The 20860-nt window shown below is 70.0% G+C and carries 24 protein-coding genes; 19 read left to right on the top strand and 5 right to left on the bottom strand.

Annotated elements, in window-relative coordinates:
- The first annotated feature begins 129 nt into the window (after positions 1 to 129).
- The 6 genes from rpe to HNR01_RS16300 all read left to right on the top strand — a co-directional run bounded on the left by rpe (position 130) and on the right by HNR01_RS16300 (position 6445).
- Positions 130 to 813 (top strand): ribulose-phosphate 3-epimerase, encoded by a 684-nt coding sequence (gene rpe / locus HNR01_RS16325; protein WP_183668638.1) that lies wholly within the window; start codon positions 130 to 132, stop codon positions 811 to 813.
- Positions 807 to 1568, top strand: coding sequence for an HAD-IA family hydrolase (locus tag HNR01_RS16320; RefSeq protein ID WP_153875877.1), 762 nt, complete (start codon positions 807 to 809; stop codon positions 1566 to 1568). The genes rpe and HNR01_RS16320 overlap by 7 nt, the downstream gene beginning before the upstream one ends.
- A 187-nt stretch (positions 1569 to 1755) precedes the next feature.
- A complete protein-coding gene (locus HNR01_RS16315; protein WP_183668637.1) occupies positions 1756 to 2901 on the top strand; it encodes an OpgC family protein in 1146 nt (381 codons plus the stop codon).
- Complete coding sequence (locus HNR01_RS16310; RefSeq protein WP_017487099.1) at positions 2814 to 3809, top strand: SGNH/GDSL hydrolase family protein; 996 nt, start codon at positions 2814 to 2816, stop codon at positions 3807 to 3809. Before HNR01_RS16315 ends, HNR01_RS16310 begins: the two co-directional genes overlap by 88 nt.
- A gap of 117 nt (positions 3810 to 3926) precedes the next feature.
- A complete protein-coding gene (locus tag HNR01_RS16305) occupies positions 3927 to 5303 on the top strand; it encodes a lipopolysaccharide biosynthesis protein (protein WP_183668636.1) in 1377 nt (458 codons plus the stop codon).
- On the top strand, positions 5303 to 6445 hold the full coding sequence (locus HNR01_RS16300) for a GNAT family N-acetyltransferase (RefSeq protein WP_183668665.1): 1143 nt from the start codon (positions 5303 to 5305) through the stop codon (positions 6443 to 6445). Before HNR01_RS16305 ends, HNR01_RS16300 begins: the two co-directional genes overlap by 1 nt.
- 10 nt (positions 6446 to 6455) lie before the next feature.
- Here the strand turns inward: HNR01_RS16300 and HNR01_RS16295 are convergent, their stop codons facing one another.
- On the bottom strand, positions 6456 to 6776 hold the full coding sequence (locus tag HNR01_RS16295; protein ID WP_017487101.1) for a hypothetical protein: 321 nt from the start codon (positions 6774 to 6776) through the stop codon (positions 6456 to 6458).
- 185 nt (positions 6777 to 6961) lie between these two features.
- Between HNR01_RS16295 and HNR01_RS16290 the strand changes: the two genes are divergently transcribed.
- The 4 genes from HNR01_RS16290 to HNR01_RS16275 all read left to right on the top strand — a co-directional run bounded on the left by HNR01_RS16290 (position 6962) and on the right by HNR01_RS16275 (position 10264).
- Entirely contained in the window at positions 6962 to 7165 is a 204-nt protein-coding gene (locus tag HNR01_RS16290; RefSeq protein WP_183668635.1) for a hypothetical protein, read from the top strand.
- A 31-nt stretch (positions 7166 to 7196) separates the two neighbouring features.
- Positions 7197 to 8009, top strand: a complete 813-nt coding sequence (locus tag HNR01_RS16285) for an MBL fold metallo-hydrolase (RefSeq protein WP_183668634.1) — start codon at positions 7197 to 7199, stop codon at positions 8007 to 8009.
- A 439-nt stretch (positions 8010 to 8448) separates the two neighbouring features.
- Positions 8449 to 9195 (top strand): YebC/PmpR family DNA-binding transcriptional regulator, encoded by a 747-nt coding sequence (locus tag HNR01_RS16280; RefSeq protein ID WP_183668632.1) that lies wholly within the window; start codon positions 8449 to 8451, stop codon positions 9193 to 9195.
- 172 nt (positions 9196 to 9367) lie between these two features.
- Complete coding sequence (locus HNR01_RS16275) at positions 9368 to 10264, top strand: hypothetical protein (protein ID WP_183668630.1); 897 nt, start codon at positions 9368 to 9370, stop codon at positions 10262 to 10264.
- Positions 10265 to 10377: 113 nt separating this feature from the next.
- Here the strand turns inward: HNR01_RS16275 and HNR01_RS16270 are convergent, their stop codons facing one another.
- Both HNR01_RS16270 and HNR01_RS16265 read right to left on the bottom strand, forming a co-directional pair.
- Positions 10378 to 11238, bottom strand: coding sequence for a phosphoribulokinase (locus tag HNR01_RS16270; protein ID WP_017487106.1), 861 nt, complete (start codon positions 11236 to 11238; stop codon positions 10378 to 10380).
- Between the two features lie 146 nt (positions 11239 to 11384).
- Complete coding sequence (locus HNR01_RS16265) at positions 11385 to 12431, bottom strand: class 1 fructose-bisphosphatase (protein ID WP_183668628.1); 1047 nt, start codon at positions 12429 to 12431, stop codon at positions 11385 to 11387.
- Positions 12432 to 12638: 207 nt separating this feature from the next.
- Between HNR01_RS16265 and HNR01_RS16260 the strand changes: the two genes are divergently transcribed.
- On the top strand, positions 12639 to 13628 hold the full coding sequence (locus HNR01_RS16260; RefSeq protein WP_017487108.1) for a LysR family transcriptional regulator: 990 nt from the start codon (positions 12639 to 12641) through the stop codon (positions 13626 to 13628).
- Positions 13625 to 14866, top strand: a complete 1242-nt coding sequence (locus HNR01_RS16255; protein ID WP_183668626.1) for an NAD(P)/FAD-dependent oxidoreductase — start codon at positions 13625 to 13627, stop codon at positions 14864 to 14866. The genes HNR01_RS16260 and HNR01_RS16255 overlap by 4 nt, the downstream gene beginning before the upstream one ends.
- Before the next feature lie 9 nt (positions 14867 to 14875).
- On the opposite strand, the gene HNR01_RS16250 is transcribed toward HNR01_RS16255, so the two are convergent.
- A complete protein-coding gene (locus HNR01_RS16250; RefSeq protein WP_026105932.1) occupies positions 14876 to 15154 on the bottom strand; it encodes a helix-turn-helix domain-containing protein in 279 nt (92 codons plus the stop codon).
- Between the two features lie 487 nt (positions 15155 to 15641).
- Here HNR01_RS16250 and HNR01_RS16245 point away from each other — a divergent pair, with 487 nt between their 5' ends.
- From HNR01_RS16245 to HNR01_RS16220, 6 genes are all read left to right on the top strand, one after another.
- Complete coding sequence (locus HNR01_RS16245; RefSeq protein WP_026105933.1) at positions 15642 to 16139, top strand: META domain-containing protein; 498 nt, start codon at positions 15642 to 15644, stop codon at positions 16137 to 16139.
- 182 nt (positions 16140 to 16321) lie between these two features.
- Positions 16322 to 16495, top strand: a complete 174-nt coding sequence (locus HNR01_RS16240; RefSeq protein ID WP_183668624.1) for a hypothetical protein — start codon at positions 16322 to 16324, stop codon at positions 16493 to 16495.
- Between the two features lie 415 nt (positions 16496 to 16910).
- The gene (cysK, locus tag HNR01_RS16235) at positions 16911 to 17888 is read left to right on the top strand and encodes a cysteine synthase A (RefSeq protein WP_183668622.1); all 978 of its coding nucleotides are present in this window, start codon (positions 16911 to 16913) and stop codon (positions 17886 to 17888) included.
- 90 nt (positions 17889 to 17978) lie between these two features.
- Positions 17979 to 18362: a hypothetical protein gene (locus HNR01_RS16230; RefSeq protein ID WP_183668664.1), complete on the top strand. Its 384-nt coding sequence runs from the start codon at positions 17979 to 17981 to the stop codon at positions 18360 to 18362.
- Positions 18352 to 18678 (top strand): hypothetical protein, encoded by a 327-nt coding sequence (locus HNR01_RS16225; protein WP_017487115.1) that lies wholly within the window; start codon positions 18352 to 18354, stop codon positions 18676 to 18678. Before HNR01_RS16230 ends, HNR01_RS16225 begins: the two co-directional genes overlap by 11 nt.
- A 41-nt stretch (positions 18679 to 18719) precedes the next feature.
- Positions 18720 to 18884 (top strand): hypothetical protein, encoded by a 165-nt coding sequence (locus HNR01_RS16220; protein WP_183668620.1) that lies wholly within the window; start codon positions 18720 to 18722, stop codon positions 18882 to 18884.
- Between the two features lie 32 nt (positions 18885 to 18916).
- Here the strand turns inward: HNR01_RS16220 and hmpA are convergent, their stop codons facing one another.
- A complete protein-coding gene (hmpA, locus tag HNR01_RS16215) occupies positions 18917 to 20161 on the bottom strand; it encodes an NO-inducible flavohemoprotein (protein WP_183668618.1) in 1245 nt (414 codons plus the stop codon).
- A gap of 94 nt (positions 20162 to 20255) precedes the next feature.
- Here hmpA and HNR01_RS16210 point away from each other — a divergent pair, with 94 nt between their 5' ends.
- Entirely contained in the window at positions 20256 to 20741 is a 486-nt protein-coding gene (locus tag HNR01_RS16210; protein ID WP_183668617.1) for an Rrf2 family transcriptional regulator, read from the top strand.
- Positions 20742 to 20860: the final 119 nt, after the last annotated feature.

The raw sequence follows: 20860 nt of genomic DNA, 5'->3' as shown, positions 1-20860 counted from the left end.
GCCCGCTTTTTTGCGTCGAGCCGGCGCGCAACTTTCCGCCCGATGCACTAGATCGATGACAGAAAGTCTCTCCCAGGGCCGCCCGCATTTTTTCCGCGGGGCGGCGCATCGTTGCTCCGAGCTGTTCCCATGACCATCCTCGCACCCTCGATCCTCGCCGCCGATTTCTCCAGGCTCGGCGAGGAGACGCGGGCCATCGCGCAAGCCGGTGCCGATTGGATCCATCTCGATGTGATGGACGGGCATTTCGTGCCCAACATCAGCTTCGGCCCGGCGGTGGTGAAGGCCTTGCGGCCCTGGACCGACAAGTTCTTCGACGTCCACCTGATGATCGCCCCGGCCGACCCGTACCTTGCCGCCTTCGCCGAGGCCGGAGCCGACGCGATCACGGTCCACGTCGAGGCGGGCCCGCACATCCACCGCTCCCTCCAGACGATCCGATCCCTCGGCAAGCGCGCGGGCGTGGCGTTGAATCCCGGCACGCCGGCCTCGATGATCGAGCCGGTGCTCGACATGGTCGATCTCGTGCTGGTGATGACGGTCAATCCCGGCTTCGGCGGCCAGAGCTTCATCCACTCGGCCCTCGAGACGATCTCGCGCGTCAAGGCGATGACCGCGGGCCGCGGCATCGACATCTCGGTCGATGGCGGCATCACCCCGGAGACCGCCGGGCCGGCGGCAGGCGCCGGTGCCAACATCCTCGTCGCGGGCTCCGCCGCCTTCAAGGGCGGCACCGACAAGTACGAGAAGAACGTCGCGGCGATCCGCGCCGCGGCCGATGCCGCCGCCGGGCGGGACGGCGTGCGATGCTGAAGGCGCTGATCTTCGACGTCGACGGGACCCTCGCCGAGACCGAAGACCTCCACCGCCAGGGCTTCAACCGCGCCTTCGAGGCGCTCGGCCTGCCCTGGCACTGGTCGCCGGAGCTCTACGCCGAACTCCTCAAGGTGATGGGCGGGAAGGAGCGGCTCGTCCACTACATCGAGCGCTTCCACCCGGAGGAGGCGGACGGCCTGAAGCGTCGGATGCCGGAGATCCACGATCTCAAGACGCGCTTCTACGGGGAACTGGCGGAGAGCGGCGGCCTCGCCCTGCGTCCCGGCGTGCGGCGCCTCGTCGAGCAGGCGCGGAAGCAGGGCGTGCGGCTGGCGGTGGCCACCACCACAAGTCGGCCGAACATCGACCTGCTGCTCAGGCTCAACTTCCCGGACGGCGCGCAGCCCTTCGACGTGATCGCCGCCGGCGATGAGGCGGCGCAGAAGAAGCCGGCCCCCGACATCTTCGCGCTCGCCGTCCATCGCCTTGGCATCGATCCCTCCGAGGCGATCGCCTTCGAGGATTCGGCGGCCGGCATCCGCTCGGCGCTGGCCGCGGGCCTGCCGGTGCTCGCCACCCGGAGTCGCTACACGAAGAGCCACCGGCTCGACGGCGCCTTCTCCGCCGTGTCCGATCTCGGCGAACCCGACGCGCCGCACAGCCACCTCCAGGGCCATGTCTGGCCCGACGGCGTCGTCACCCTCGAGGCGTTGCGCGACTGGCATGCGGGGCATCTGCGCGGAGCGGCGTGAAGCCCGTTATCGCGCCCTCGTCACCGCAGTTCCGCTTCCCAATCCGCCCCGGCGCGGTCTATCAGGTCGGCCGCCTTCCGCTCCGGGTCGCGGGTCCCGGAACGGCGCCGCGCCGGGCGTTTCGCGCGCCGCGCGGGAGGCCGGGACCCTGCCGCATCGCCCTCACACCGCCGGACCGTGGAGCCTGATGCGCGAGCCGAACGCGATCGATTTCTGGCGCGGCTTCGCGCTGGTGACGATTTTCATCAACCACATCCCCGGCAACTTCTTCGAGCGCTACACCTTCTCGCAATATGGCATCTCGGATGCCGCCGAGCTGTTCGTGTTCCTCGCCGGCTGGTCGATCGGGCTCGCCACCCGCGGGCGCGACGGCCTGCCGGAGCCGCGCCTCACCACCGTGCTGCGGCTCCTGTCGCGCACGATCGAGGTGTACCGCGCGCAAATCACCATCATGGCGCTGGCGCTCGCGATGATCGCAGGGTGCGCGCTCTATCTCGACAATCCGCTGATCCTCGAATGGCACAATGCCGGCGGCTTCTTCGCCGACCCGATCCAGACCATGGTCGGCGTCGTGCTGCTCACGCACCAGCTCGGCTTCTTCAACATCCTGCCGCTCTACGTGGTGCTCATCGCCATCGCGCCGGCGGTCGTGCTGATCGGTCGCGTCAGCCGGGCGCTGCTGCTGGCGCTCTCGCTCTCGCTCTACGGGGCGAGTCTCGTCTTCGAGTGGAACTTCCCCTCCTGGCCCGGGGAGGGCGACTGGTTCTTCAACCCGCTCTGCTGGCAGCTCCTGCTGGTGCTGGGGTTCCTGTCGAACGAGGCGACGCGGGAATCGGAGCGGCTGCAGCGCCTGTGGCGGCGCCTGATGCCGCTCGGGATCGTCATCGTCGCGGTCGGCGTCGTCCTGGCCGTGCTGGAACTGCGGCCCGATCCGATGCTGGCACCCGAGCCGCGCCTGGTCTTCACCTTCGACAAGACCTACCTCTCGCCCGCCCGGCTGGTCCATTTCTGCGGCATGGTGCTCGCCTTCCAGGGCGTCTTCGCCCTGATCGCCCCGCATGTCGGCCGCCTGGCCCGCTTCCTGTCGGGTTTGGGGCGCAATTCGCTCGCCGTGTTCTCGATGGGATCGCTGTTGAGCCTCGCCGGACAGTTCGTGCGCTTCCAAACCGGCGGCGGTATCTTCGTTGACATTTCGGTCGTAGGCTCCGGCCTGATCGCACTGGGTTTCACCGCATGGTTCGTCGAATGGCGTTCCCGCAGACCGCGGCCGACGCGCAAGGCACCCGACGCCGCCTCGCCCGCCGACGCGCCGTCCTCCTCTCCCTCGGCCTGAGCCTCGCCTCGCCCGCTCTGGGCGAGACGTCGGGCGCCGCGCCGATGCCGGCCGCACCATCGGCGGCCTCGTCACCCGCGCCGGTGGAGGCGCTGGATCAGAGCCTGTCGCCCGAATGCCGTGTGCCCGGCTCGAAGCTCTACACCCTGGCGCGGCTCAAGGCGGTGAAGGCCGCGCTGAAGGAGAAGCGGCCGATCCACGTCCTCTCGATCGGCTCGTCCTCGGCGGGGCTCGGCGCATCCGCGAGCTACCCGGTGAAGCTGGAGAACGCCCTGGAGCAGGCGCTGCCCGACGTTCAGGTCGAGGTCGAGGCCCGCGGCCTGCCCGGTGAGGTGGCGAGCGGGGCGGGCGAGCGGCTGCGCTCCATGGTTGCCGAGATGGAGCCAGACCTCGTGGTCTGGCAGGTCGGCACCAACGACGCCCTCGCCCGCGTCGACATCGAGGCCTTCGGCGAGGCGCTCGACGAATCGGTACAGTGGGTGAAGTCCCACGGCATCGACATCGTGCTGATCGATCCCGTCTTCACCGAGAGCTTGGCCGACGACGCCTACTACACGCAGATGGTGCGCACCGTGCAGGAGGTGGCTCGCCGCGAGGCGGTGCCGCTGGTCCACCGCTACGCGGCGATGCGCTTCCTCTCGACCCAGCGCACCACCGAGGCGCATATGCTGGGCCGTCATTTCCGGCTCAACGATCTCGGTCTGCGCTGCATGGCCGAGCACGCCACGCGGGCGATCACCCTGTCGCTGCTTCAGCCGGAATCGGCCAAGGAGGGCATGAAGGATGGGATCAAGGATCCGGGCAAAGGGGATGCGGTGACGGCCGACCACGCCACGTCGGACACCTCGAAGACCGATCCGGCCCAGACCGGAACGCCCGGTCCCAGTCCGGTCCCGAAGCAGCCGTAAGCCCGCCACGGCTGTTTTGTCAGGCCCTCTTAACCCGCTCGAAATCCCGCGCTTCCTAGGCTGAGACCCGAGCGTGCCGGCCCTTCCCGCGCCCGGCGCCCTTTCGGATGGCGCCCCATGGCAGCGGACAAGGTGATCGCGGGCGGCCTCCCGCCATCCTCGATCGAGACGCTTCTCGTCCGCCTTCGGACGGGGCGAGCCACCGCGGCGGTCGCCGCCCTCGGCGTGTTCGCGGTCCGCATCGGCGCGGCCGGGTTCGCCTACGGGGCGCAGGTCCTGATGGCCCGCATGATGGGCGGGGCGGAGTACGGAGTCTTCGCCACCGTCTGGGTCTGGATCGCCATCCTCGGCCACACCGCGACCTTCGGCCTGTCACAGGGGGCCTGCCGGTTCCTGCCCGCCGATCAGGCGACGGGACGGCTCGACAGCGTGCGCGGCTTCCTCCTCGGCGGGGCGCTGGCCAGCCTCGGCGGCGGGCTCGCCCTCTCGCTCGGCGGCCTTGCCGTCGCCTTCTTGCAGGGCGGCCTGCTCGCCGGCCCCTACGGCACGCCCATTCTTGTCGCGGCCTTCGTCGTGCCGCTCTTCGCCTTCCAGGACTATCTCGAGGGTGTGGCCCGCAGTCAGGGCTGGCCGCTTCTGGCCATCGCGCCGCCCTACCTTCTGCGTCAGGCCCTGATCATGGTGGCGATGATCGGTGCCGTGCTGGCGGGTGCGCCGGCCGAGGCCTGGGTCGCCGTCGCCTGCACGCTCGCCGCGACAGGCCTCGCCGCCGCCGTCCAGGCGGGACTCCTGCTGGCGCGCCTGCGGCGGCATCTGTCGCACGGGCCGCGCCTCTACCGCTGGCGGCTGTGGCTGGCCGCTTGCCTGCCGATCGCGGCGGGCGATCTCGCCGCGAGCGCCTTCGGCTTCGTCGATGTCGTGATCCTCGGCTTCCTCGCGCCGCCGGAAGCGGTCGGCCTCTACTTCGCCGCGACCCGCATCCAGCAATTCGTGGCCTTCGTGCATTACGCGGCCTCGGCCACGACCGCCCAGCGCCTCGCCGCCGCCCGCGCACGCGGCGACGAGGCCGGCCTCGCCGATCTCGTGCGCCTGCAGGCGCGCTGGACCTTCCTGGCGACGGCGGGGATCGGGCTGGCCGTCGTCGCGGTGTCGCCGATGCTGCTCGGCCTGTTCGGCGAGGGGTTTCGCGCCAGCCTGCCGGTTCTGGCGATCCTCGTCGCCGGCAGCGTTGCGGCGAGCCTGTTCGGCCCGGCCGAGGATGTGCTGACGATGCTCGGCGGCGAGCGGCTCTGCGCCGGGGTCACCCTGGCGATGCTGGTCCTGGCCGCCGGGCTCTGCCTCGTCCTGATCCCCTGGCTCGGGGTTGCCGGAGCGGCGGTCGCGGTGGCGCTGGCCCAGACGCTGCGCGGGTTCGTCCTGGCGCTCGGGGCGCGGTCGCTCCATGGCCTCGCGACGCCGGTCGTCGGGTTGTCCCGGCGGAGTGCCGCCCGGTGATCCGCGCCCCTTCCCTGTCAGGATCGCCGCGGATCACTGTCGAGCCCGTCGCCGCGCTCGCTGCGGACGCCGCGGCCTGGGACGCACTGGCCGCCGGGGCCGTCGCGCCCCATCCGTTCTACACGCGGCCCGTCGTCGCGGCGCACCGCGATCACGGCCTGTGCCATCCCCGCCTCTCAGCCGTGATTGTCCGCGAGGACGGGCGGATCGCGGCCCTGCTGCCCTTCGCCCTGCGCCCCGACATCACCGGCCTGGGTGCCGCGATCGCGCAGCCGTTCCACTCGCCCTACGTGACCGCGACCACGCCGCTCGTCGCCGACGGTCCCGGCCTGGAGGGTCGACTCGACGCCCTGGTCGAGGGCCTCGCGCTCGCCTCGGGTGGGCGTCCCTGGCGCTGGCCGCTGCTCGCCACCGAGGGGCGACCCGGAGCCGGGCTCCTCGCCGCCATGGAGCGGGCCGGCTGGCAGGTCGGCACCGTCGCAAGCTTCGAGCGCCCGGTTCTCGACCGGCGCGCCGATCACGACGCCTTCCTCGCCGGCCACCCGCACAAGAGCCGCCTCAAGGATCTGCGCCGCCGCCGCCGCCGGCTGGAGGAGGCCGGGACGCTCACGCTCGAGAGCACGACGGAGGGGCCGGCGCTGGAGCGGGCGCTGGAGGATTTTCTCGCCGTCGAGGCCGCCGGCTGGAAAGGCGAGGCCGGCACGGCCCTGCGCAGCCGCCCGCAGACGGAGGCCTTCGCCCGCGCCCTGTTCCGGCCGCAGGGTGACCCGGTGAGCGTGCGGGCCGACCTGCTGCGCCTCGACGGACGCACCGTCGCGGCCAGCCTCGCCCTGATCTCAGGCGGGACCGCCTATCTGCTCAAGACCGCCTACGACGAGACCCTGCGGGCCCAGGCCCCCGGCCTGGTGCTGGAGGAGGCCATCGTCCGCGCCCTCCACGCGGACGGCTTTGCCGGGCGGCTCGATTCGGCGACGCTGCCGGGCTCGGCGCTGGAAAGCCTCTATCCCGAGCGCGAGACCATCGCCGAGATCGTCGCGCTGCCGCCGGGCGCCGGCTTGATCTCCCTGGAGCGGCGCCTGCGTCTTGCCCGGTTCGAGCATCGCGCCCGGGCCGAAGCCAAGCGGCTGCTGCGGCGGGGCTGACACGCCACCCTCAGCGCGCGGTGTTCTCGCCGTTGTTGCGCTGGACGCAGCGGTAGCCGGCGAAGCAGTTCGGATCGTCGAGAGTCGGTTCGAAGGCGGGCCGGGCGGTCACCTCGTTCCGGCAGTCGCCGCTCTCGAAATGCACCATCTCGTAGGCGTTCGGGCTCGTGGCGAGCACGACACGGCGCTGCCGCGCGACGATGGCCTGCACCGCCGCACAGGTCAGGGACGGGGTGAAGGGCCGCTCCTGCGCCGAGGCCGCAGTCGCGGCAAGGCCGAGGATTGCCGTGCCGAGGCACAGAGCGTGAGGGAGAAGGAGCGAGCGCTGCATCGTCGTGGGGCCTGTCCGGGTTGCGCCTCTTCCGGGCCAGGGGAGAAGAATCCGGCGGAAGATCCTGTGTTCTGCCCCTTGAATCGGGTTCGCGCTAGGTCGGTTCTCCGCTCCCGCGGGCGCCGCCACGAGGGAACCGGATCGATCGCGCGGCTCTTCACCGGGAAAGACCCAGGAGACAGGCCGTGAACTCGAGCGACGCGACCCGCCCCGACGATCCGGTCGAGACACCGAGTGCCCGGACCTACGAGCAGCGCCCGGTCGCCTCGCCGGTTCCGGGGCACCGCTCCCCGGCCCCGACCGAGCCGGGAGACATGGGTGCCGAGCGGGCCGAGGATGGATCCTCGCGCGAAGGCACCGGCTCGGCGGTTGGCCAGGGCGGCGACTGATCACCTTGCCGGCACGAGCGGGGATGAGCCCGTGACGATCCACATCTGCGTCACCTGTGGGACCAGCTTCCCGGACGCGCCGGCCCCGCCCGGCCGCTGCCCGATCTGCGACGAGGAGCGGCAATACGTGCCCGCCTCCGGCCAGGACTGGACGACGCCCGACAGGCTCGCGGCCGCTCACGCCAATGCGTGGCGGCAGGCCGAGCCCGGGCTGTTCGAGATCGAGACGCAGCCCCGTTTCGGCATCGGCCAGCGCGCCTTCCTGCTGCGGACGCCCCGGGGCAACTTTCTCTGGGACTGCCTCGCGCTTCTTGATCCGGCCACGGTTGCGCTGGTGCGGTCGCTCGGCGGCCTTGCCGGCATCGCCATCTCCCACCCCCACTATTACACCGCGATGCCGGACTGGGCCGCCGCCTTCGACGCGCCGGTCTACCTTCACGCCCGCGACCGCGAATGGGTGATGCGCCCCGACGACCGCATCGTGTTCTGGGAGGAGGACGAGCGCGATCTCGCGCCCGGCCTGACCCTGATGCGCCTCGGCGGCCACTTCCCCGGCGGCGCCGTACTGCACTGGCGGGACGGAGCGGGGGGACGTGGCGCGATCCTCGCCGGGGACATCGTGCAGCCCGGCGCCGATCGGAAGAGCGTCTCCTTCCTGTGGAGCTATCCGAACCGGCTGCCGCTCTCCGGCGGCACCGTGGCCCGCATCGCGACGCGGCTCGAAGCGAAGGCGTTCGCGCGCCTCTACGGCGCCTTCGGCCTGCATATCGCGGAGGAGGCGGGCACCGTCGTCAGCCGTTCGGCGGCACGCTATCGGGCCCTGCTGGAGGAGGATCAGGCCTGAGATCGTCCCTCGCGCCGCCCCTGGCGGGTCTCGGGAACAGCGTCGCGCCGGCGAGCGTCCCCAGCAAGGCGGCGAGGACGAAGCGCCAGGGCTTGCGAGGGTCACCGGCCGTGCCCGTCTCGGTCGTCGGCATTGCAGACGTTCCACTTGAGGTCGGGAAGAGACGTCGGGTCTTCGCGTACGCCTTTTAACATCTCCACCGCGATCCCGGCCAGGGACGGCGCGAGGGGAAGAGAGGAGGCGATACGCCGATCCCGATCGCCTCCATGCTGCAGAAGCGGGTGACGCCGGAGGGCTCGATCGCCGTGACCGCCTCGCGTTGCGCCAGGGGGCGGCTGCGGCCTATAAGCGGAGCCCCCGACACAATCCCGCGCGACGTCGAGGATCCTTTCTCTTCGAAGGAGCCCTCCGCCCGCACGAACGAGAAGACGAACCCGCCATGGCCGGGCATTCCCAGTTCAAGAACATCATGCACCGCAAGGGCCGCGTCGACGCGGTCCGCTCGAAGGTGTTCAGCAAGCTCGCCCGCGAAATCACGGTGGCGGCCAAGCTCGGCACGCCCGACCCGTCGATGAATCCGCGCCTGCGCGCCGCCATCCTTGCGGCCCGGGCCGAGAACATGCCCAAGGACAACATCGAGCGCGCCATCAAGAAGGCGGCGGGCAACGAGGGCGAGAACTACGAGGAGATCCGCTACGAGGGCTACGGCCCCGGCGGCGCCGCCCTGATCGTCGAGGCGCAGACCGACAACCGCAACCGCACGGCCTCCGACGTTCGCTCGGCCTTCACCAAGTCGGGCGGCAGCCTCGCCGAGACCGGCGCCGTCGCCTTCATGTTCGACCGGGTCGGCGTCATCGCCTTCGCTCCCGACGTCGCCGACGCCGACACCATGCTGGAGGCCGCCATCGAGGCCGGCGCCGACGACGTGCGCTCGGATACCGACGGCCACGAGGTCACCTGCGCCCAGGATGCCTATGGCGAGGTCTCGAAGGCGCTGGAGGCCCGCTTCGGCGAGCCGCGCCGCACCGGCTTGATCTGGAAGGCGCAGAACACCATCGACGTCGATGACGAGACCGGCGAGAAGCTGATCCGCCTCGTCGAGGTGATCGAGGACCAGGACGACGTGCAGAACGTCTACGTCAACTTTGCGCTCTCCGATGCGCTGGTGGAGAAGATGGGCGCGTAGCGCCCGCACGTCCTCAGCGATCGCTCCCTACCGCTGACGGTGAGGAGATTTCCCGCAGGGGAACCTTGCTGCCGATTTGTCGCGCGGACCGCCGAGGTCCGCGCGCTATATGCCCTGCGACGCTGGCCCTGAGCCGGCAACCGACGACGCGCAAGGCCCCCCTTCCCGACCGATGCAGGACCGTCCGCTCATCCTCGGCATCCATGGCCTCGCCAACAAGCCGCCGAAGGAGGAGAAGCAGGCGTGGTGGGCGGCCGCGATCCGCGAGGGTCTGCGGCGCAATCTCGGGGAGGATCCGGGGGATCTGTCCTTCGAATTCGTCTACTGGGCCGACCTGCGCTACGACGCGCCGCTCTCCGAGGACCACAACCGGGAGCCCTACTACCCCGCCCGGGGGAGGGGGCCGTTCCCGAGTGCCGATGGCGCCTGTGCCCCGACCCTGACCGACCGGCTCTACCGCATCGTCGAATGGGCGCAGGAGAAGACCGGGCACCTCGTTCTCGACGATTTCATCATCGAGCACCGGCTCGACGACCTGTGGGGCTATTACGAGGACGGCACGTTTCGCGAGGCCGCGCGCGAGCGGCTGCGGGAGGCGCTGATGCAGCATGCGGACCGGCCGCTGCTGATCGCGGCCCATTCCATGGGTTCGCTGATCGCCTACGATGTGCTGCGGCAGCTCGAGCGCGACGGGCGCTGTCCGCGGATCGCCCACTTCGTCACCATGGGTGCGCCGCTGGGACTCGCCGAAATCAAGCATCGGCTGGCCGAGGAGCACGGCGCCTTGCAGGTGCCGTACGCGGTCGCCCGCTGGAGCAATCTCGGCGACCGTGAGGATCTGGCGACCGTCGGCACGACCTTGGCCGAGGCCTATGTCCCGAACGCGGCGGGCGTCGGCGTCACCGATTGCCCGGTGGTCAATGCCTACCGGCGCCCGCGTGGCGGCGTGAACCCCCACAAGTCCTACGGCTATCTGCGCACGCCGGAGTTTTCGCGAGCTGTGGCGGCGTTTCTCGATGGGGAGCGGGGGGCTGCACCCGTCGAGCTGTCGGGTGTCGAGGGCGCCTGAGGGGCGTGGTCCCGCCCGTCATCGCGAGCGTCGGCGAAGCGATCCAGCGGCGCGACCTCCCCGAAGAGCGCGCTCTGGATGGCTTCGGTTTCGCCCCGCGAGGACGGGAAGCTTCAAGCCAATCGCCGCCGTCGTTCCACCAACTGCATGATGATCGGTGTCAGGATGAGCTGCATCGCCAGATCGAGCTTGCCGCCGGGAATGACGATGGAGTTGGCCCGACTCATGAAGCTGTCGTGGATCATCGAGACGAGGTAGGAGAAGTCGATCCCCTTCGGATCCTTGAAGCGGATCACCACCATCGACTCGTCCGCCGTCGGGATCCAGCGGGCGATGAACGGGTTCGAGGTGTCGACCGTCGGCACCCGCTGGAAGTTGATGTCCGTCCACGAGAATTGCGGGCAGATCGTCTGCACGTAGTCCGGCATCCGGCGCAGGATCACGTCGGTCACGGCCTCGGTCGAGTAGCCGCGGGTCGAGCGGTCCCGGTGCAGCTTCTGGATCCATTCGAGGTTGATCACCGGCACCACCCCGATCTTGAGATCGGGATAGCGGGCGAGATCGACGTTGTTGTCGACGACGCAGCCGTGCAGGCCCTCGTAGAACAGCAGGTCCGAGCCCGGCTGGAACGGCTCCCAGGGCGTGAAGGAGCCCATCGGCACGCCGTAGCGGGCCGCGTCCGCGTCGTCGTGGGCATAGTGCCGGGTGCGGCCGGTGCCGGACTCGCTGTAGCTGCGGAACACCTCCTCCAGCTCGGGCAGGAGGTTGGCCCGCGGCGCGAAGTGGCTCAGCGTCGGCTCGTGCGCCATCATCGCGCGCATGGTGTCGCGATCGTAGGCGTGGAAGCCGTCGCCCTCGATATAGACGGCGCTGACGTCCTCCCGGCGGAAGATCTGCTCGAAGGTGTTGCGGACGGAGGTGGTCCCGGCCCCCGAGGAGCCGGTGACCGAGATGATGGGGTGACGCGCCGACATGGCTCTTCAGATGAATCGGGCCGAGTGCTTGGTTCCAGAAGGCGATGATCCCGCGTCATCGCCTTCTGCTCGCGCGAATGCGCGGCGGCGGTCGTCCGCCGGACGCTTCGTCTCCGACCATAGGCCGGGGACTATGCACCCATTGATCAACTCCGCATCAGGCCGCGCTGGCCGAACAGCGGCGAGCGGCCGGCGCTGGGCTGGCGCCCGTCATAGTACTTGGCCACGCACTCGACCTCCTCGGTGGATCCGAACACCAGCGGCGAGCGCTCGTGGATCTTGGTGGCGACACGCTCCAGAATGCGGTGCTGGCCGTCGGTGGCGGCGCCGCCGGCCTGCTCGATCAGGAAGGCGATGGGGGCGGTCTCGTAGAGGAGGCGCAGGCGCCCCTGCGCGTAGCCCTTCCGGTTGTCGCCCGGATACAGGAACACGCCGCCGCGGATCAGCACGCGCTGCGCGTCCGCCACCAGGGCGGCGGTCCAGCGCATGTTGAAGTCGCGGTCGCGCGGGCCTTCCGTGCCGCGCAGGCAATCCTCGATGAAGGATTTCACCGGCCCGTCCCAGTGCCGGACGTTCGAGGCGTTGATCGCGTATTCGTTGGCGGTCGGCACGATCTTCATCGCGTCGTGGGTGAGGCGGAAGACCTTCTCCGCCCGGTCGAGGGTGAAGATGCGGGTGCCGTTGCCGAGCGTGACCACGAAGGTGGTGGCCGGGCCGTAGACGACGAAGCCGGCGGCCGTCTGGGTGGTGCCGGGCGTCAGGAACGAGGCGTTCGGATCCTCGCCCCGTGTCACCGGTCGGATGCCGAAGATGGTGCCGACCACCATGCCGACGGCGATGTTGGAGGAGCCGTCGAGCGGGTCGATCGCCACCGCGAGCGGCGCGTCGCGCTTCAGCTCGACCACGTCCTCGGCCTCCTCCGAGGCGACCTGCGCCACGGGGGCCTGTTCCAGCGCCTGCATGAAGCGCTTGTGGGCGATCACGTCGAGCGCCTTCTGCACGTCACCGTCGCTGTTATGCTCGCCCTGGGCGGCGAGGTCGCCGGCGAGCGATCCGCGGCCCACGGTCTCGCTCACGTCGATCGCGGCGGCGGCCAGCGCCCGGATCGTGGCGGCGGTGTCGGCCAGCGAGGCGTCGCGCGCGACCTCGGCGTCGAGATGATCGTCGAGGGATGACCCGTTGGGCTTCGTCATCGTTCTAAGGCTCGCTCCCGTCGAGGCCGCGTGACACGTTCAGGTCCTGCGCAGCGTTCTTGCCGGCCATGCGCGCGCGGAGGCATGCAGGCCCGTTGGAGACTATGATACTCTGCGGCGAGGCGGCAGCGCCAGACGGCAGGGGAGTGCTGTCGAAGGTTTTCTAAAAAAACTTGTGGTGCCCCGCAAAAAAACTAAAAACGAGGCATGCGCAATCTCTCGCTCAAGCAGCTTCAGGCGGTGGCCGCGGTGGCGCGGCTCGGCACCATGACGCGGGCCGCGCAGGAGCTGAACGTCACCTCCGCCGCGCTCTACGCCCGTATCCGCCAACTCGAGGAGGAGGCCGGCCTCCTCCTGTTCGACCGCACGCCGACAGGCCTCAAGCCGACCGATGCCGGCCGCGAGATGCTGTGGGCGATCAACAGCATCAACACCGTGCTGGAAACCTGCACCGACCGCCTGCGCACCCTGAAGGGCGGCGGCGGCGGAAGGGTCGGCCTCGGGGTGGTCTCGACGGCGAAGTACTTCGCGCCGCAGGTGATCGCCGGCTTCATGGAGAGCCACCCGAAGGTCGAGATTTCGCTCACCGTCGGCAACCGCCAGGACACGATCGAGGCCCTGCGCAACTACGACATCGATTTCGCGATCATGGGCCGTCCGCCACGGGACTTCGCCATCGAGGCGGAGACGTTCGGGCCTCATCCGCTGGTGCTGATCGCCGCCCCCGACCATCCGATGGCCGGGCGGCGCGGCCTGACGCGGGCGGATCTGTCGGAGGAATCCTTCCTGGTGCGCGAGGAGGGCTCGGGCACCCGCTCGGTGTTCGAGGAGTTCATGAGCGGCGTGATGATCCGCCGAGCCAAGCTCGGGATCGATTCGGGGTCGAACGAGACGCTGAAGCAGGCGGTGATGGCGGGCCTCGGGATCGCGCTGCTGTCGGGCCACTCGGTGGCGGCGGAGCTGGCGAGCGGGCGCCTCGTCCTGCTCGACGTGGAAGGCTTGCCGATCCGGCGCGACTGGTACGTCGTGCGCCGCGCCGACAAGGTGCTCGGCCCGGCCTCGGACGCGTTCTGGGACTATCTCGCGCAGGAGGGGCGCCGCTTCCTGCCGACTATCCCGGGCGGCTTCTTCGCGGAAGGGTCTCTGCCGGCGCCCGCACCCAAGGCCGTCCGCAGTCCCGCGGAGGCGGGCGAATGAGCGGCTCGATCGAGAGGATCGTCATCGTCGGAGCGGGACAGGCCGGCTTCCAGGCCGCCGCCTCGCTGCGGGAGGCGGGATTTTCCGGGAGCCTGACCCTGGTCGGCGAGGAGGCCGCGCTCCCCTATCAGCGCCCGCCGCTGTCGAAGGCCTACCTCGCCGGCAAGACCGACGCTCGCGGCCTGCTGCTGCGCCAGGAGAGTTTTTTCGCCGAGCATCGCATCGACCACCGTTCCGGGACACGGGTGACGGCGATCGACCGGGCGGAGCGCAGCCTGCTTCTCTCGGATGGCGACCGCCTCGCCTACGACCACCTCATCCTGGCGACGGGCACCCGCAACCGGGCGCTGCCAGTACAGGGCGCCGATCTCGCGGGCGTGCGCCAGCTCCGTTCCCTCGACGATGCCGATGCCCTGCGATCGGCGATCGCCGACAGCCACCGGATCGTCGTGGTCGGCGCCGGTTTCATCGGCCTCGAATTCGCGGCCGTCTGCGCCGCCCGCGGCCTCTCCGTCACGGTGATCGAGGCCGCCGAGCGCGTGATGGCGCGGGCGGTCTCGCCGGAAACGTCGGAGGCGTTCCGCACCTTCCACGAGGAGGCCGGCGTCACGTTCCTGTTCGGGGCGGGCGTGACGACCCTCGAGGGGGAGGCGGGACGGGTCGCCGCCGTGCGGACCGCCGATGGGCAGAGCCTGCCCGCCGACCTCGTGCTCGTCGGAATCGGCGTGGTGCCGAACCAGGAACTCGCGGCGGAAGCCGGGCTGACCGTGCGCGACGGCATCGAGGTCGATGCCTTCTTGGCGACGAGCGATCCGGCGATCTCCGCCATCGGTGATTGCGTGCGCTTCCCGAGCCGCTTCGCCGCGGGGATGCCCGGCGGCGACCGGGTGCGGATCGAGTCGGTGCAGAACGCGGTCGATCAGGGCCGCTGCCTCGCCGCCCGGCTCACCGGACGGCCCGCCGCCTACGACGCGGTGCCGTGGTTCTGGAGCGATCAGGGGCCGCGCAAGCTCCAGATCGCCGGGCTCGCCGCGCCGGGTGACGCCAGCGTCCCGCGCCGGGCTGGCGCCGGATTCTCGGTGTTCCGATTCCGCGACGACGCGCTCAGCGCCGTCGAATCGGTCGATCGCCCCGCCGACCACATGGCCGCGCGCCGCCTTCTCACCTCGGCCAAGCGGCTGACGCCGGAGCAGGCCGCCGACCCGAATTTCGACCTCAAGGCCCTGGCGACGGGGTGACGCCCGCCTTCAGCGGTCGTTCTCGGTGGTGAGCTGATCGACCCGCGTCCCCTCGTTGCCGCCCCGCTGCTGCTCGGAGAGCCGCACGCCCGCCGTGGCACCGTTGGTGAAGACGATGCCGCCCTGCATCAGGGCGCTGCGAAGGGCCTCGACCTGGCCGGAGGCGGGATCGCCCGTACCGGCCTCGAAGCCCTTCACGAAGCCCTCGTCCAACCCGGAACGGCGGGCCAACTCCGTCTCCGACCAGCCGAGCAGGCCGCGGGCGGCCCGGCACTGGGGCGCCGTCATGGTGTTGGGCGAGGCGCCGCTCGACACTCCTTCGTCCGATCCGGTCAAACCGCTCTCCTCACTCATGCCATTGCCTGTGCCGCTCGCGCTCCGGGTTGCTTCGCCTCACGATGCGGCCCGGAAACGCTCAGGCGCTCCATCAACCCTTCGAGAGGCCGGTTCGTTTCGGCAAAGCTTGTGAGAAACGGTCTTTCGGCCCTCACCGCCGACTCGCTCGGCGAAGCGTCCTGGCGCACAAGGCTTGCGGCGCCTGGATCGGGCAGGATCGCCGTCGAACCGGATCCTGAACGGGTCTTGACCATAATTGTGCTTGAATCTGTGTCGATTCCCCCTAGCGCCCAGAACCAGATGCCAGGATCGGGTCCGCGGCCCGAATGTTTCGGAGCCTGCGCGCCGCAATGGGCGAAAGAGTCGAGAGCCGTGTCCGCGCCGCGCGCGGCCAGCCGGGCTCCGGGGTGAGGCAGCCGAGCAGAAAGGGGGCTGAACGATGAACAGGATGCTGACCACCGCGCTGGCCTGCGCGGTTGCCGCGTTCGCGGCCGCGCCGGCTACGGCGCAGATGGGCATGGGCGGCAACTCGTCCGGCTTCGGCGCCGGCAAGCAGCCGGAGAAGAAGCCGCAATACGTCCCCGGGACCAAGCCGCAGGAGAAGATGTTCCCCCTCGGCTCGATGTGGACCGCGGTCAGCATGAACGGCAAGCCGTTCACCGGCGCCGACCGTCCGAGCTTCATCATCGACACGCAGTACCGCGCCCGCGGCTACGGCGGCTGCAACACCTTCACCGCCACCGCATTCCCCCTGCGCGAGCAGCACCTCGCCGTCGGTCCCTTGGCTCTCACCAAGAAGACCTGCGACAAGGGTCTGGCGGCCTCCGAGCAGGCCTTCCTCATCGCCCTGCGCACGGCGGGCAAGTGGGATCTCGACGGCTCGCAGCTCGTCATCCGCAGCCCGAACGGCGAACTGCGCTTCGACCGCGCGCTGTAGCGGCCGCGAGCCCGGACACCGTACCGGCCGCGCCGGCGCCATGTCCTGTCGGCCGCCCGGTTAAGACACCGTTGACGATGATTCGCGGACGAACGTCCGGGTTCACTTTCCGTCAGGCTCCCGGGCCGTTTCCTCGTGCGCCTCGGTCGCGCCCCGCGCGGCCGTCCACGCGGAGAGACGGAATGCGGATCGGCCGGGTTCACAAGCGCGTCGTCCCGAGGGTGCGGTCGGCGACCGCCGCAGCGCGCTACGCCTTCGTCCGCGCCCACCACGAGACAGCCGCGAGCCTGGCGGTCGTCGCGACCGGTTCGGGGATCGTCATCCTGATTCTCGCGACCCGCCTGATCGGGGCCTGAGGCCCGGCGCCGGCTTGTATCCGCCCTGTTCAGTCTGCGCATCGAAGATGACAATACTGTCGTTTGCGCGCGGAAAAAGAAAATAAAATTCTCCGGATAAGCTCAACCGTGCGCTTCACGTGTAAAGGTGGGTATCCGCCGGGCGGGAAGCTCGACGGAGCTTGCGAAATCGGCTACGCGTCGCCGCAGCGGCCACCGCTTCGGCGGGAGCGCTAAGTTTCTGGTTTCGCATCGGCTTTGCCAAGGACCCGGCCAAGGACTGGGTCAAGGACCCGGCCAAGGCCTGGACCAAGGGCCGAGCCCCGTGCCGGTCATCCGCGTTTGGACCGATGCCGAAGCCTCTCGTTTTGGCGCGCGCTCCTGCGCCGGGCCGTTGACCGCATCGGCACGGGAGCGCTCAAGGAGCGGACAGACGATGACAGACACCTCCACCCCGGACGTCCGGAAGCCCGGACACGGCCGCGTCTACGGCTCGATCACCGAGACCATCGGCAATACGCCGCTCGTGCGCCTCAACCGGCTCACCAAGGAGCGGGGCGTCGATGCCGAGATCCTGCTCAAGCTCGAATTCTTCAACCCGATCTCGAGCGTGAAGGACCGCATCGGCGTCAACATGATCGACGCGCTCGAAGCCTCCGGCCGGCTCAAGCCCGGCGGTACGCTCGTCGAGCCGACCTCGGGCAATACCGGCATCGCGCTGGCCTTCGTGGCCGCCGCCCGCGGCTACCGCCTGATCCTGGTCATGCCGGAGACGATGTCGCTGGAGCGGCGCAAGATGCTCGCCTTCCTCGGTGCGCAGCTCGAGCTGACCCCCGGGCCGCAGGGCATGAAGGGCGCCATCGCCCGCGCCGAGGAGCTGCTGCGCGAGATCGACGGCGCGGTGATGCCGCAGCAATTCTCGAACCCGGCGAATCCGGAGATCCATCGCAAGACGACCGCGGAAGAGATCTGGAACGATACGCAGGGCCGGCTCGATGCCTTCGTGGCGGGTGTCGGCACCGGCGGCACGGTGACCGGCGTCGGCGAGGTGCTCAAGCCCCGCTTGCCGAACCTCAAGGTGTTCGCGGTGGAGCCGGTGGACAGCCCCGTGATCTCCGGCGGCCAGCCGGGCCCGCACAAGATCCAGGGCATCGGTGCTGGCTTCATCCCGGACAATCTGCACACCGACGTTCTCGACGGCGTCCTGAAGGTCTCGAACCAGCAGGCGATCGACACGGCGCGGGACCTCGCCAAGTTCGAGGGGATCCCCGGCGGCATCTCGACCGGCGGCAACGTCGCTGCGGCGCTGGAACTGGGGGGCCGTCCCGAGTTCCAGGGCAAGCGCATCGTCACCGTCGCCTGCTCGTTCGCCGAGCGCTACATCTCCTCGGTGCTGTTCGAGGGAATCGGCTAACATTCGAGAGGCGGTGTGGGGCTGCGACGGCCCCGCACCGCAACTCCTCCGATCCCGGGTTGTTGTCCCGGTCAGATCTGGAGGATGATGATGTCGCAGACTGCTCCCGACCGGCCGTCGCTCAGAGAGTTCGATGCCGACGCGGACCGCAACGGCCAGAATTTCGGCACCGATTCTTCGCTCGACCTCGGCGTGCCTTCCCGGACCCAGGCGGACCTGAAGAGCAATCCCGACGGCACGGCCGAGACCGCGCGCATCGCCTCCGGCACGGATCGCTCCGGCGCCTCTCGGGACGCGGTGGATCAGACCGAGGCGGAAACACCCGAAGAAAATCTGCGCCGGATTTCCAATCCGTCCTCCCGGACCGAGCCCGATGCGACGGCACAGGAGGCGATCGAGCGCGCCACCGCCGCCGTCGGCCAGGAAGAACCGCCGCGCCATGGCGGGTCGGAGGGAAGCCGTGATGGGAAATGAGAACCGGCCCGACGAGGACCTGAGCAATACCGGCACCCGCAAACCCGACGAAGCCGTCGGCTCGCGCGGTCCACGTCCGGCCGGCGGCGGTCATCAGACGGCCGAGCAGGCGGCGATCACCGGCCAGGGATCCGGGGGACGCTCGGATGCCGAGCGGCAGGGCGAGTGGAGCGACAGTCGGGGAAGCGAGACGGCGGGACGCACGCCGCCCGCGCTCGGCGGCTCCTCCGGCGGCCATTCCGACCGCAAGGCCTCCGCCGGTCCCCGCGAGGGGGAGCCCGTCGCGGGCGAGCCCGACCGGGCCAAGCGGTCTTGACCGGCTCGGCCCCTGCGCCGGATTCCCGAGGGAGCATGACAATGAACGGGCAAAACGGGGACGACCGCGAGCCGGATCGGGAGCGCCGGGACGGGGCAAAGCCCGCCAACAGCGCCCCCGACGCGGTCAAGGATCCGAACGAGAAGACCGACGGCAAGCCGGGCGTGCCGTCCCAGGGGAACGAGACCGACCCCGGCGCGGGCTGAACCGGCCTGCGGCGGGGGGCCTCATCGGCGCTTCAGGCCGCCTGCTTCGGCGCCTGTTCCAGAAGCTCGTCGGCGGGGCCGAAGAACTCGAACCGGACCCGCTCCGCCGGAACGCCGGCGCGGGTGAGCCCATGCGTCAGCGCGGCCAGGAACGGCTTGGGGCCGCACAGATAGTAGGTTGCCCGCTCCGAAGGCGTGTTCGCCACGAGCCAATCCGTGGTGATCAGCCCCGCCTCGTCGAAATGCGCGCCGGGTCGGTCCTGAGGATCCGGCTCGGCGTAGAAGGTGCGGGCCGACAGGTTTGCCCGGTTCGCGACGAGACCGCGCACATGCTCGCTCATGGCGTGGACCCGCCCGTTCAGGGCGCCGTGGATGAACCATGCCGGGCGATCCGGCGCTTCGGCCGCAATGCTCTCCAGCATGCTGATCATCGGGGTCAGTCCGACGCCGCCGCTGACGAGGACCACCGGCTCGGCACTCTGACGGTCGAGGAAGAAGTCGCCTGCGGGGGCGGCGACCTTGAGAACCGTTCCGGGCCGTGCCTGCGCGTGCAGCCAGTTCGAGACGAGGCCGGCCGGCTGGTCCGTGCCGGCCTCGCGCTTGACCGTGATGCGGTAGGCGCGGGCGTTCGGGGCGCAGGAGATCGAGTAGTTCCGCTTCAGCACGCCCCGGCCCGGAAGGTCGATGAGGAAGCCGAGATACTGCCCCGGCTCGTGACGCAAGACCGGACCGCCATCGGCCGGGACCAGCACGAACGAGCGGATCGTCTCGCTTTCCGGAGTGACGCTCTCGACCACGAAGTCGCGCCACCCATTCCAGCCGCCGGTCTTGGCCGCCTGATCCCGGTAGATCGTCGCCTCGCGGCCGATCAGCAGTTCCGCCAGGAACCAGTACGCCTCGCCCCAGGCCGCGAGGATCTCGGGGCTCGCCGCCTCGCCCAGCACGTCAAGGATCGCCGCGAGCAGGGCGTCGGCGACGAAGGGGTAGTGTTCCGGCAGGATGTTGAGTGCGACATGCTTCTGGGCGATGCGCTCCACGGCGCCCGTCAGCACACCGAGATTGTCGATGTTGCGGGCATAGGCCAGAACAGCGAGGGCAAGCGCCTTCGGCTGCGATCCGGTCTCACCGTGGTGCGATTGATTGAAGAGATCGCGGATTTCGTCGTTCTGGAACAGGCGCTCGTACATGCGCCGCGTGATGGCGAGGCCGTGGGTCTCGAGGGCCGGAACGGTGGCTTTGACGACGGCGATGGTCTGCGGCGAGAGCGAGGCGGGCATGGGCGAGTCCAAAGATCCATTCGACGCGCACCTTTTGCCGTACTGCTCTAAAAGATTCAACTGAAATGTACCTTATGAACCCATCGGATCCGTCATGCGTCTGACCCGCTACACGGACTACGCCCTGCGCACCCTGATCTATGTCGGCATGCGCGAGCCGCGGCAGAGCTCGATCGCCGAGATCGCACGGGCCTACGCGATCTCCGAGAGCCATCTCACCAAGGTGGTGCATCAGCTCGGCCGGCTCGGTCTGATCCGGACGATCCGTGGGCGAGGCGGCGGCTTGCGGCTCGCTAAGCCCCCTGCCGAGATCGTCGTCGGCGCGGTGGTTCGGGCGACCGAGGACGACCTCGCACTGGTCGAATGCTTCGCCGTAGGCGCCTGTGTCATCACCGCGCCCTGCCGCCTGCGGCGGGCATTGGGGGAGGCCCTGGCGGCCTTCCTGGCGGTGCTGGACCGCTACACCCTGGCCGACCTGCTCGGCGGGGCGGAGGGCGACGAGATCGCGCGGCTGCTCGGCTTGGCTCCGCCACCTGCCGCGGCGGGCGGACTGCCGGTACCCGAGCGCGAAGGCGCCTGACGCGACGCTGTATCGGCCCGCCCTCAGAGCCCAAAGGTAGGCCGAATGCGGGATTCCGAAGGGGTTAGCCGCAGCGGAAGCGACGTGATCGGCGCATCAGGTCGCCGCCGGCCCGGCTT

The sequence above is a fragment of the Methylorubrum rhodesianum genome, from assembly GCF_014199985.1.
In the GTDB taxonomy this organism is placed as follows: domain Bacteria; phylum Pseudomonadota; class Alphaproteobacteria; order Rhizobiales; family Beijerinckiaceae; genus Methylobacterium; species Methylobacterium rhodesianum.
Note: the sequence above shows the minus strand (reverse complement) of the source record. Positions and strands in the feature narration are given on the sequence as shown.

Bases quoted from the DNA above. Each gene is read 5' to 3' on its own strand.
- rpe (WP_183668638.1), top strand. From the start codon at position 130: ATGACCATCCTCGCACCCTCGATCCTCGCCGCCGATTTCTCCAGGCTC.
- HNR01_RS16320 (WP_153875877.1), top strand. From the start codon at position 807: ATGCTGAAGGCGCTGATCTTCGACGTCGACGGGACCCTCGCCGAGACC.
- HNR01_RS16315 (WP_183668637.1), top strand. From the start codon at position 1,756: ATGCGCGAGCCGAACGCGATCGATTTCTGGCGCGGCTTCGCGCTGGTG.
- HNR01_RS16310 (WP_017487099.1), top strand. From the start codon at position 2,814: ATGGCGTTCCCGCAGACCGCGGCCGACGCGCAAGGCACCCGACGCCGC.
- HNR01_RS16305 (WP_183668636.1), top strand. From the start codon at position 3,927: ATGGCAGCGGACAAGGTGATCGCGGGCGGCCTCCCGCCATCCTCGATC.
- HNR01_RS16295 (WP_017487101.1), bottom strand. From the start codon at position 6,776: ATGCAGCGCTCGCTCCTTCTCCCTCACGCTCTGTGCCTCGGCACGGCA.
- HNR01_RS16280 (WP_183668632.1), top strand. From the start codon at position 8,449: ATGGCCGGGCATTCCCAGTTCAAGAACATCATGCACCGCAAGGGCCGC.
- HNR01_RS16275 (WP_183668630.1), top strand. From the start codon at position 9,368: ATGCAGGACCGTCCGCTCATCCTCGGCATCCATGGCCTCGCCAACAAG.
- HNR01_RS16270 (WP_017487106.1), bottom strand. From the start codon at position 11,238: ATGTCGGCGCGTCACCCCATCATCTCGGTCACCGGCTCCTCGGGGGCC.
- HNR01_RS16265 (WP_183668628.1), bottom strand. From the start codon at position 12,431: ATGACGAAGCCCAACGGGTCATCCCTCGACGATCATCTCGACGCCGAG.
- HNR01_RS16260 (WP_017487108.1), top strand. From the start codon at position 12,639: ATGCGCAATCTCTCGCTCAAGCAGCTTCAGGCGGTGGCCGCGGTGGCG.
- HNR01_RS16255 (WP_183668626.1), top strand. From the start codon at position 13,625: ATGAGCGGCTCGATCGAGAGGATCGTCATCGTCGGAGCGGGACAGGCC.
- HNR01_RS16250 (WP_026105932.1), bottom strand. From the start codon at position 15,154: ATGACGGCGCCCCAGTGCCGGGCCGCCCGCGGCCTGCTCGGCTGGTCG.
- HNR01_RS16245 (WP_026105933.1), top strand. From the start codon at position 15,642: ATGAACAGGATGCTGACCACCGCGCTGGCCTGCGCGGTTGCCGCGTTC.
- HNR01_RS16240 (WP_183668624.1), top strand. From the start codon at position 16,322: ATGCGGATCGGCCGGGTTCACAAGCGCGTCGTCCCGAGGGTGCGGTCG.
- cysK (WP_183668622.1), top strand. From the start codon at position 16,911: ATGACAGACACCTCCACCCCGGACGTCCGGAAGCCCGGACACGGCCGC.
- HNR01_RS16230 (WP_183668664.1), top strand. From the start codon at position 17,979: ATGTCGCAGACTGCTCCCGACCGGCCGTCGCTCAGAGAGTTCGATGCC.
- HNR01_RS16225 (WP_017487115.1), top strand. From the start codon at position 18,352: ATGGGAAATGAGAACCGGCCCGACGAGGACCTGAGCAATACCGGCACC.
- HNR01_RS16220 (WP_183668620.1), top strand. From the start codon at position 18,720: ATGAACGGGCAAAACGGGGACGACCGCGAGCCGGATCGGGAGCGCCGG.
- hmpA (WP_183668618.1), bottom strand. From the start codon at position 20,161: ATGCCCGCCTCGCTCTCGCCGCAGACCATCGCCGTCGTCAAAGCCACC.
- HNR01_RS16210 (WP_183668617.1), top strand. From the start codon at position 20,256: ATGCGTCTGACCCGCTACACGGACTACGCCCTGCGCACCCTGATCTAT.